Origin of the sequence: Achromobacter sp. 2789STDY5608621, assembly GCF_001299375.1 — a bacterium.
Taxonomy (GTDB): domain Bacteria; phylum Pseudomonadota; class Gammaproteobacteria; order Burkholderiales; family Burkholderiaceae_B; genus Achromobacter; species Achromobacter insuavis.
In genome coordinates this window covers 1-10,175 of the sequence record NZ_CYTU01000087.1, presented here as the reverse complement: position 1 = coordinate 10,175, position 10,175 = coordinate 1, and the positions used below count along the sequence as shown (strand labels likewise).

Here is a 10,175-nt window from a genome sequence, read left to right as displayed (position 1 = left end):
GATGCCGACGATGTTGGTGACCACGCCGATGGGCAGCTGGCGGCTTTCCAGCACGGGGCCTTGCTCGATGTGCAGCTCGACGAAGGCAGCGGTGCCGTCGGGGCCACGCAGGGGCCGCGCCAGCGCGACCGGATCGCCGCCGATGCGGGCGATGCCCTGCGCCAGCGTCTCGCCGTCGGCGTTGCGGGCGGCCAGCATGTCGGCGCTGAGTTGGCCGCTCAAGGCGCGGCTGCCGACGCAGGAGATGCCGTAGTCGCTGGGTTCTTCGGACAGGAAGTCGATGACCTCGAACGGGTGTTCCAGTTCGATGCCATGTTCCCGCATCGTGTGGGCGACCTCGATGCCGGCCAGCACGCCGATGATGCCGTCGAAGCGGCCGCCGCTCATGACGGTGTCGCAGTGCGAGCCGGTGGCGATGGGCTTGAGCTGCGCGTTGCGGCCGGCGCGGGTGCCGATCAGGTTGCCGCCGGCGTCCAGGCGCGTGGCCAGGCCGGCGGCTTCGAATTCACCGCGCAGCCAGTCGCGTGCTTCGAGGAACAGCGGCGAAAAGGCGCGGCGGGTCCAGGGCTGGTCGGGCAGGGTGTAGCGCGACAGGGTCTCGACGCGCGACCACAGGCGTTCGGCGTTCAACGGAGGAAAGGACATGGCCATGCCGTTCATGCCTTGCGCGGACGCAGGAAGCGGCCGTCGCCCTTGTTGTTGACGATGCGGCGGCCATCATAGACCTGCTGGCCGCGGCACCAGGTGCCGGCCACGCGCACCGTGAACTCGCGGCCCTCGAACGAACTCCATTGCACCGCCGACAGGCTGGTGGACGGGTCGTAGGCGTAGCGCTCCGGCGTCAGGATGACGATGTCGGCATCCTTGCCGACTTCCAGCGTGCCCTTGCGATCGTCCAGCAGGAAGTGGCGCGCGGGGTTATCGCACAGCTGGCGCACCACCATCGACGGCGAGATGCCATGTTCCTCGCAACCGGTCCAGAAAGCCGGCAGCAGCGTTTCCAGGCCCGGGCCGCCGGACGAGTTCTTGAAGACGTTGGGGTTTTGCTTGCGCTCCAGGCCCCAGCTGACGTGATCCGACGACACGAAGGTGCATTCGTCGTTGGCGATGTGGGTCCACAGCAGCTCGACCTCGGCCTTGGGGCGGATCGGCGGATAGTGCTTGGTCTTGGCGCCGAAGCGGCGGGTGTGTTCCTCGTGGTTCAGCATCAGGTATTGCACGCAGGTCTCGATGCTGGCGCGGTGGCCGTTGCGGCGGAACATGTTGCAGATCTCGAAGCCGCGCGAGGTCGATACGTGCACCGCGTGGGCGCGGGCGCCGGTCTCGGCGCCGATCTCGTAGATCAGCGCGGTGGCCAGGTTCTCGATCAGCGGCGTGTGGGCGCGCATGAAGGCGTCCCAGCCGGTGTCGTCGGCCTCGATCAGGCGGGCGATGTTCTTGCGCGTCATCTCCTGCATCTGGTTGTGCACGCCGCACACCAGGCCGGACGGCGCGATCAGGCGGAAGGCCTCGTACAGGTCGTCTTCCTCGATGCGCGGGAAGCGGCCGGGCGTGGCTTCGAAGGTGGAGAACTTGAAGGCACAGACGCCGCCCTCGATCAGGCCGGCGGCGGCGGCCAGGCCGTGTTCCTTGTTCAGGGTGCCGAACAGCCCCACGTCGACGTGGCAGTCGCGCTCGACCTCGGCGATCTTGGCGTCCAGGCGCGGGCGCGAGGCGACCGGCTCGGGATCGTCGTAGGGCATGTCGACCATGACCGTGACGCCGCCGGCGGCGGCGGCGCGCGAGGCCCAGCCCAGGCCTTCCTGGTTGGCCTGGCTGCCGGAGTGCACCTGGCCGTCGACCACGCCGGGGATGATCCACTGCCCGCTGGCGTCGACGCTGTCACGCGCCGCGGGGGCCGCGCCGGTGCCGCGCGCGGCGATCTTGCCGCCCTGCACGGCCAGCCAGCCGTTTTCCACGATGCCGTGCGGATCGACGATATTGCCGCGCACCACCCAATCGAAATCGCTCATGACCACTTCCATCCAATGAAGAACTGAAGGGCAGTGTAGTAAGCACGATTCAAAACGTCTTATGCTTATATGTGCATGGGAATTAACATCAGGTTAAGCATATGAAATTGAATCTGCGCCAGATCGAGGTCTTCCGCGCCATCATGTTGAGCGGCTCGATCAGCGGCGCCTCCAAGCTGCTGTTCGTGTCGCAACCCGCCGTCAGCCGGCTGATCGCCTACACCGAGCAGCGCCTGGGCCTGATGCTGTTCGAGCGCATCAAGGGGCGGCTCTACCCCACGCCGGAAGCGCGGCGGCTGTTCGTCGAAGTGACCGCGCTCTACCAGAACGTGCAGCGCGTCAACGAGGTGGCCGACAACCTGGCGGAGAACCGCGAGGGCCAGTTGCGCCTGTCCTGTAGCCCGAGCCTGGGCCAGTCGCTGCTGCCGCGCGCCATCGCCCGCTTTCGTCAACTACACCCGGAAATCCGCATCGTGCTGCAGACGCTGATCCCGGCGGTGATGGAGCAGTCGCTGCTGACCCAGCAGGTCGAACTGGGCGTGGCCTACATGCCGGTGAACCATCCCAGCCTGGCGACCCGGCCGCTGTACGAGAACCGCATCGTGGCGGTGCTGCCCGCCGGCCATCCGCTGGCCGGACGCCGCCAGGTCACCGCCGCCGAGTTGGCGCGCGAGCCGCTGATCGGCTACAGCGCCGACATTCCCTTCGGCATGCTGGTGCACAAGCTGTTCGGCGCCGAGGACGCGCAGCCCGAGCCGCGTATCGAGGTGCAGCAGGCGCACGTGGCCTGCGCCCTGGTGCAGGCCGGCGCCGGCGTGGCGCTGGTGGACGAGATCACCGTGGCCGGCCCGATCTGGTCGGACGTGGTGACGGTGCCGATCGCCGATACGGTCAACGCGCCGGTCAATGTGTTCCACCTGCAATTGCAGCCGCTGTCGCGCCTGGCGCAGGCCTTCATCGACGTGCTGGTGACGCTGGACCAGCACGCCGGCGCCTGATCTTTTCCCCCGCCGGCGCCTGGGGATATCCCTAGGTCCGTTCTGCCCCCGGATTGCCCCTCTCTCGGGGCGCACCCCGCTATTAACCCAATGTTATGAACAAGGCATAAAAGGTAATACGACATTAACGGGATTGGTTCCTATGATGCCCTCGTCTATCCAGCGCGCATGCCGTTGGAGCCGCTAAACGCAATCGGGATAGGAAGGGCGCAGCAATGGGAAGAATCTTGACGATGCAGGATGTCGAGGCCGCGGTCAGGGGCGGTTCGGTGTTTGCCTGTGGCGGGGGCGGCTGGGCCGAGCATGGCCGCGAACTGGGATCGCTGGCCGTGACCATCGGCCGGCCCGAACTGGTGTCGATGGACGAAGTGCCCGATGACGCCTGGATCGCCACCGCCGCCGCCATCGGCGCGCCCGGCGGCCTGACCGACTGGCAGATGCTGGGCATCGACTACGTCAAGGCGGCCGAGCGCCTGCAGGATGCGCTGGGCGAGCGCCTGTATGGCCTCATCATCGGCCAGAACGGCATGTCCAGCACGCTCAACGGCTGGCTGCCGTCGGCGGTGCTGGGCACCAAGGTGGTGGACGCGGTGGGCGACATCCGCGCCCATCCCACCGGCGACATGGGCTCGCTGGGCCTGGCCGGCAGCCCCGAGCCGATGATCCAGTGCGCCGTGGGCGGCAACCGCGCCAACAACGCCTATATGGAACTGACCGTGCACGGCGCCACCGGCAAGGTGTCGCCCGTGCTGCGCAAGGCCGCCGACATGGCCGGCGGCTTCATCGCCAGCTGCCGCAATCCGATCCGCGCCTCGTACGTGCGGCGCCACGCCGCGCTGGGCGGCATCAGCCGCGCGCTGGCGCTGGGCGAAGCCATCCTGGCGGCGCAGCCCAAGGGCGGCAGCGCCGTGATCGACGCCATCTGCAAGGCCACGCAGGGCGAGATCATCGGCTCCGGCAAGGTGGTGCGCAACACGCTCAAGTACACCGAGGAAGCCTTCGACATCGGCACGGTCGAGATCGGCGAGGGCGCGGGCAAGCGCGTCATCCACGTCATGAACGAGCACATGGCCGTGACCGACGCGCAGGGCGAGCGCATCGCCTGCTATCCGGACGTCATCACCACGCTGGACGCCGACGGCAATCCGGTCAGCGCCGGCAAGTTGCGCGAGGGCCTGCAGGTGTCCATCCTGCACGTGTCCAAGCAGCACATCCCGCTGTCCTCCAGCGTCACCGACGCCTCGGTCTATCCGATCGTCGAGAAGGCGCTGGGCATGGACTTCACCGGCTACGCGCTGGGTCGCTGAGGGGGCGCTGATGAAACGTGAATTCAAGGTGCCGGGCGGCACCACGCTGCGTTGCAAGGGCTGGCGCCAGGAAGCGCTGCTGCGCCTCCTGGAGAACGTGCTGGCGGTGGGCGAGGACCCCGCCAACCTGGTGGTCTACGCGGCGCTGGGCCGCGCCGCGCGCGACTGGCCGTCGCACGACGCCATCGTGCGCGCGCTGATGACGCTGGAAGAGGACCAGACCCTGATCGTGCAGTCCGGCAAGCCCATCGGCGTGCTGCGCACCCATCCGCAGGCGCCGATCGTGATCATGGCCAACTGCAACATGGTGGGGCAGTGGGCGCATGCCGAGAATTTCTACCGCATGCAGGACGACAACCTGATCTGCTGGGGCGGCCTGACCGCCGGCGACTGGCAGTACATCGGCTCGCAGGGCGTGATCCAGGGCACTTACGAGATCTTCTCGCGCATCGCCGAGCGCCATTTCGACAACGACCTGCGCGGCCGCTTCATCCTGACCGCGGGCATGGGCGGCATGGGTGGGGCCCAGCCGCTGGCGGGCCGCATGGCCAACGCCGCCATCCTGACGGTCGAGATCGATCCGGAACGCATCGAGAAACGCATCCAGGCCGGCTTCCTGGAATGCCGCGCCGACACGCTGGACGAGGCGCTGGCGCTGATCCGCGACGCGCAGGCGGCGCGCCGCCCGCTGTCGGTGGGCCTGCTCGGCAACGCCGCCGACGTGTATCCCGAGATCCTGGCGCGCGGCATCGTGCCCGACATCGTCACCGACCAGACCTCGGCGCATGACCTGGTCTACGGCTACGTGCCCGCCGGCCACACGCTGGAGCAGGTCGCGCGCATGCGCCGCGAGGACATGGCAGGCCTGATGGACGCCAGCCGCCGCTCGATCGTGCGCCACGTCACCGCGATGCTGGGCTTCAAGGACCGCGGCGCGGTGGTGTTCGACAACGGCAACCTGATCCGCACCCATGCGAAGCAGGGCGGCGTCGAGCGCGCCTTCGAGATCCCCGTCTTCACCGAGGCCTTCCTGCGCCCGTTGTTCGCGCGCGCCATCGGCCCGTTCCGCTGGATCGCGCTGTCCAACGATCCCGAGGACATCCGCAAGATCGACGACTTCCTGCTGCGGCGCTTCCCCGACAACCTGATCGTGTCCAACTGGATCCGGCTGGCGCGCGAGTCGGTGCCGTTCGAGGGCCTGCCCGCGCGCATCGCCTGGCTCGGCCACGGCGAGCGCACGGAATTGGCGCTGGAAGTGAACCGCATGGTGCGCGAGGGCATCCTGGCCGCGCCGGTGGCGTTCACCCGCGACCACCTGGACGCCGGCGCCATGGCGCATCCGAACATCATGACCGAGAACATGCGCGACGGCTCCGACGCCATCGCCGACTGGCCGCTGCTGAACGCGATGATCAATTGTTCGTCCAGCGCCGACCTGGTGGCGATCCACTCGGGCGGCGGCGGCTACAGCGGCTACATGACCAGCGCCGGCGTGACGGTGGTGGCGGACGGCACCGACGCGGCGGCGCAGCGCCTGTCGCTGTCGCTGACCAACGACACCGCCAGCGGCGTACTGCGCTATGCCGACGCCGGCTACGAAGAAGCGCTGGACGAAGTCGGCAAGAAGGGTATCGACCGCATCGACACGATGGCGGCGCGGGTTTGAACGGCAGGACATAACAGCCCCGGACACGGGGCGAATCAACGGGAACGTCAATGAAAAACATCGCAATCAACCCGGGCGCGGGGATGGTGGGGGGCAATGCCGCCCACGCAGGCGCCGATGAGCACAAGGGCGCCAAGAAGGCGGTCATCGCCGCTTCGATCGGCAACGCCCTGGAGTGGTACGACTTTTCGGTCTACGCGCTGTTCGCGGTGTATATCGGGCAGAACTTCTTCCACAACGAAGATCCGACGGTGCAGCTGATGGCCTCGTTCCTGGCCTTCGGGCTGGGTTTCGTGGTGCGGCCGCTGGGCGCGCTGATGTTGGGCGCGTATGGCGACCGCGCCGGCCGCAAGGCGGCGCTGACGCTGACCATCATGCTGATGGCGCTGGGCACGCTGCTCATCGCCATCGCGCCGCCGTACGCCGCCATCGGCGTGGGCGCGCCGCTGCTGATCGTGTGCGGCCGCATGCTGCAGGGCTTCTCGGCCGGCGGCGAAGTGGGCGGCGCCACCGCCTTCCTGGTCGAGCACGCGCCGGCCGGCAAGCGCGGCCAGTACGCCTCGTGGCTGCAGGCCAGCATGGGCATCTCCAACCTGCTGGGCGCGCTGGTCGCCACGCTGGTGACCACGCTGCTGACCGAAGACCAGGTGGGCGAATGGGGCTGGCGCATTCCGTTCATCGTCGGCCTGTCGATCGCGCCGGTGGGCCTGTGGATGCGCCGCACGCTCGACGAGACGCCGCATTTCCGCGAGGAACAGCAGCGCCAGGCCGCCAGCGGCAAGCCCGCCAAGGCGCCGCTCTTGAGCGTGCTGCGCGACTATCCGCGCGAGCTGTTCACCGGTCTGTGCATGTCGGTGCTGTGGGCCATCGGGCCGTACGCGCTGATCATCTTCATGCCGATCTATGTGCAGAAGAGCATGGGCTTCACCAGCTCGCAGGCCTTCCTGGGCGCCTTGGTGGGCAACCTGTTCCTGATCGGCGGCTGCTTCTTCTCGGGCACGCTGTCCGACCGCTACGGCCGCCGCACCGTGCTGCGCGCGTCGGCGCTGCTGCTGCTGATCGCGGTGTATCCGCTGATGATGTGGCTGCAGGCCAACCACACGCAGTTCGCGCTGATCGTGGTGCAGTCGTCGTTCTGCCTGCTGGTGGCGCTGTACGTCGGCACCGCGCCGTCGGCGCTGTCGGAAGTGTTCCCGACGGCGGTGCGCTCGTCCGGCATGTCCCTGGCCTACAACACCGCGGTGACGGTGCTGGGCGGCTTCGCGCCGGCCATCCTGACCTGGATCACCTACACCACCGGCGTGGCCTTCGCGCCGGCGCTGTATGTGATGGGCGCCTGCGTGGTGGCCCTGGTGGCCTTGACCGTGCTGCCGCAGAAGAACCATGTCTGAGGCCGGCAAGCGGTTCGTGAACGTGGCGCATGCAGGCTTGCCGGCGCGCCGTTCGGCCGTCGGCGGCCTGCGCCGCTGGCTGGGTCGCGCCGCCGCGGCGCTGGGCGTGGCGGCGATGCTGGCCGCGCCAGCCGCGCAAGCGGGGCAGGGCGCCGAACTGGTGCTGCTGGGCGTGGCCGGCGGGCCGACCTGGTACGGCAACGACGCGCCCCACGGCATCTCGTCGGCGCTGGTGGTGGACGGCAAGGCCTACCTCGTCGACCTGGGCTCGGGCGCCTACCGGCAACTGCGCCGCGCCGGCATCAAGCCCGGCGCCGAGCAGGCCGTGTTCCTGACGCACCTGCACACCGACCACATCATCGACCTGGCCAGCCTGCTGATGTACGACCCCAGCGCGCGCCGCCGCGCCAAGGCGTCGTTGCAGATCTACGGGCCGGGACGCCGCGGCGCGCTGCCGCCGCTGGCTCCTGGCCTGGCGGGCGATCCGGTTATCCATGCCGAGAACCCGGGCGCGGGCACCGTGGACCTGGTGGACTCGGTGGTCGCCGGCATGGCCGCCGACCTCAACATCCGCGTGCGCAGCGAGGGCGTGCCGGACGTGCGCGGCTTTTTCCAGGCGCATGACATCGCCGTGCCGGCCGGTGTGGTGAAAGACCCGAACGCCGATCCGGCGCCGCCGATGGAACCCTTCGAGGTCTGGCGCGACGAGCGCGTGACGGTCAGCGCGATCCTGGTGCCGCACGGGCTGGTGTATCCCAACTTCGCCTACCGCTTCGACACCGCGTCGGGCTCGGTGGTGTTCTCGGGCGACACCGCGCTCAGCCCCAACCTGGTCAAGCTGGCGCGCGGCGCCGACATCCTGGTGCACGAGGCGATCGATCCCGCCTGGGTCGACCACATCGTCGGCCCCAAGCCCTGGGACGCGCGCCAGCAGGCGCTGGCGCGGCAACTGCTGGAGGCGCACACCACGCCGCAGCAGGCCGGCGAGGCGGCGACGCAGGCAGGCGTCCGCAAGCTGGTGCTGTCGCACCTGGTGCCGGGCGATGCGCCGGCCGACCATTGGCTGCATGCCCGCGAGACCTTCAAGGGTCCGGTGGTGCTGGGCCAGGATTTGATGCGTATTCCCTTGAAGCAACCATAAGCACCGCCGGAGGCAAGATGAAGTCTTTGCGTGTTGATACCCACCGACGCGCGGCGCGCGCGTGCGGCCGGATGGCGCTGCTGGCGACACTGTTGCTGGGCGCGGCCGCGCAGGCGGCCGGCGATTGCAGCGTCACGCTGGACGGCAAATCGCTGACGGCGGCGCAGGTGCTGGCGGTGGCGCGGCAGGATTGCGCCGTCGCCATCGCGCCGGCCGCGGCGCGGCGGGCGGCGCGCGCCTACGACTTGCTGCTGGCCTATGCGCGCCTGGACAAGCCGGTGTACGGCCTGAACCGGGGCGTGGGCCTGAACAAGGACCAGACCATCTTTCAGGGCGGCGAGATCTCGCCCGAGGTGCGGCGCCTGTCCGAACAGTTCAACCGCAACCTGCTGCATTCGCACAGCGCGGCCTACGGCGCCGAGGCGCCGCGCGACGTGACCCGCGCCGCCATGCTGATCCGCCTGAACACGGCGCTGTTTGGCGGCGCCGGCATGCAGCCGGCGGTGCTGGAGCAGTACGCCGCGTTTCTCAACCGCGACGTGACGCCGGTGATGCTGGGCGAAGGCTCGGTCGGCCAGGCCGACATCACCATCCTGCCGCAGATCGGCCTGGTGATGATGGGCGAGGGCGAGGCCTGGCACGGCGGCCATCGCATGAGCGCCGGGCAGGCCCTGCGCGAGGCCGGCCTGGTGGCGGTGCGTCCGTTCGGCAAGGACGCGCTGTCGATGGTCAGCTCGAACGCCTATGGCGCCGCGCTGGCGGTGCTGGCCGCGCACGATGCGCGCGCGCTGCTGGCACAGGCCGACGCGGTGGCGGCGCTGTCGCTCGAAGGCCTGGACGGCAACCTGGCGCCCTTGCTGGCGCCCGCGCAATCGCAACGGCCTTACGCCGGCCAGCGCCAGACCGCCGAGCGCATGCTGGGCCTGCTGCGCGGCAGCGCGTTGTGGAAGCGCGATCCGCAGCGGCCCTTGCAGGACCCGCTGAGTTTTCGCACGGTGAGCCAGGTGCACGGCGCGGCGCGCGACCTGCTGGCGCTGCTGGACCGGCAGCTGCAGGTGCAGATCAACAGTTCCGACGACAACCCGACGGTGGTGCTGGACGCCGCGCCGGCGGCCGGCGCGCCCGACTATGAAATCCAGTACTACGTGACCGAGGGTCCGGTGCGTGGCGCCGTCATGCCCAGCGCCGGGTTCGATCCCAGCGCCTGGGTGCTGCCGCTGCAAGGCGCCGGCGTGGCGCTGTCGCAGGTGGCGCAACTGTCGGCGCAACGCACCTTGCGTCTGACGGACCCGGCCTTCACGCGGTTGCCGCGCTTTCTCAGTCCGGGCAATGGCGCCATCGGCTACGGCCCGATCCAGAAGACGGTGTCGTCGCTGGCGGCGGACGTGCGCGCCCTGGCCGGGCCGGTCGTGACCGACGTGCAGCCGCAGGCCGGCAATATCGAGGACGTCGGCACCAATGCGCCGCTGACCGGGTTGCGCGTGACCGGCCAGATCGCGGCCCTGACCCGGCTGCTGGCGGTGGAACTGATGCACGGCGCCCAGGCGGTCGACCTGCGCTATCCGCAAGGCCCGGCGGCGGCGCTGGGGCAGGGCACCGCCAGCCTGTGGCGGGATTTCCGCCAGCAGGTGCCGGCCATGACCGAGGACCGCCGCAACGA

8 protein-coding genes are annotated in these 10,175 nt (G+C 69.3%); 6 read left to right on the top strand and 2 right to left on the bottom strand.

Features of this window, described 5'->3' with window-relative positions; translation table 11 throughout:
• Nucleotides 1-651: M20/M25/M40 family metallo-hydrolase (locus AOZ53_RS32630; RefSeq protein WP_156333600.1), on the bottom strand; the 651-nt coding region annotated here is incomplete at its 3' end.
• Nucleotides 652-656: 5 nt separating this feature from the next.
• Complete coding sequence (locus tag AOZ53_RS32625) at nt 657-2,012, bottom strand: dihydroorotase (RefSeq protein WP_054490998.1); 1,356 nt, start codon at nt 2,010-2,012, stop codon at nt 657-659.
• Nucleotides 2,013-2,113: 101 nt separating this feature from the next.
• On the opposite strand from AOZ53_RS32625, the gene AOZ53_RS32620 reads away from it, so the two are divergent.
• The 6 genes from AOZ53_RS32620 to hutH form a co-directional block, all read left to right on the top strand.
• Nucleotides 2,114-3,010 carry a LysR family transcriptional regulator gene (locus AOZ53_RS32620; RefSeq protein WP_054490996.1) on the top strand — a complete coding sequence of 299 codons (897 nt, stop codon included), beginning with the start codon at nt 2,114-2,116 and terminating at the stop codon, nt 3,008-3,010.
• A 215-nt stretch (nt 3,011-3,225) separates the two neighbouring features.
• Complete coding sequence (locus AOZ53_RS32615) at nt 3,226-4,317, top strand: DUF917 domain-containing protein (protein ID WP_020926238.1); 1,092 nt, start codon at nt 3,226-3,228, stop codon at nt 4,315-4,317.
• A 10-nt stretch (nt 4,318-4,327) separates the two neighbouring features.
• Nucleotides 4,328-5,983 (top strand): urocanate hydratase, encoded by a 1,656-nt coding sequence (locus tag AOZ53_RS32610; RefSeq protein ID WP_054490995.1) that lies wholly within the window; start codon nt 4,328-4,330, stop codon nt 5,981-5,983.
• 50 nt (nt 5,984-6,033) lie between these two features.
• Nucleotides 6,034-7,374 (top strand): MFS transporter, encoded by a 1,341-nt coding sequence (locus AOZ53_RS32605; RefSeq protein WP_082380348.1) that lies wholly within the window; start codon nt 6,034-6,036, stop codon nt 7,372-7,374.
• Nucleotides 7,367-8,515, top strand: coding sequence for an MBL fold metallo-hydrolase (locus AOZ53_RS32600; RefSeq protein WP_231690723.1), 1,149 nt, complete (start codon nt 7,367-7,369; stop codon nt 8,513-8,515). The genes AOZ53_RS32605 and AOZ53_RS32600 overlap by 8 nt, the downstream gene beginning before the upstream one ends.
• 71 nt (nt 8,516-8,586) lie before the next feature.
• The coding region (gene hutH / locus AOZ53_RS32595; RefSeq protein ID WP_054490993.1) for an HAL/PAL/TAL family ammonia-lyase at nt 8,587-10,175 on the top strand (1,589 nt) is incomplete at its 3' end.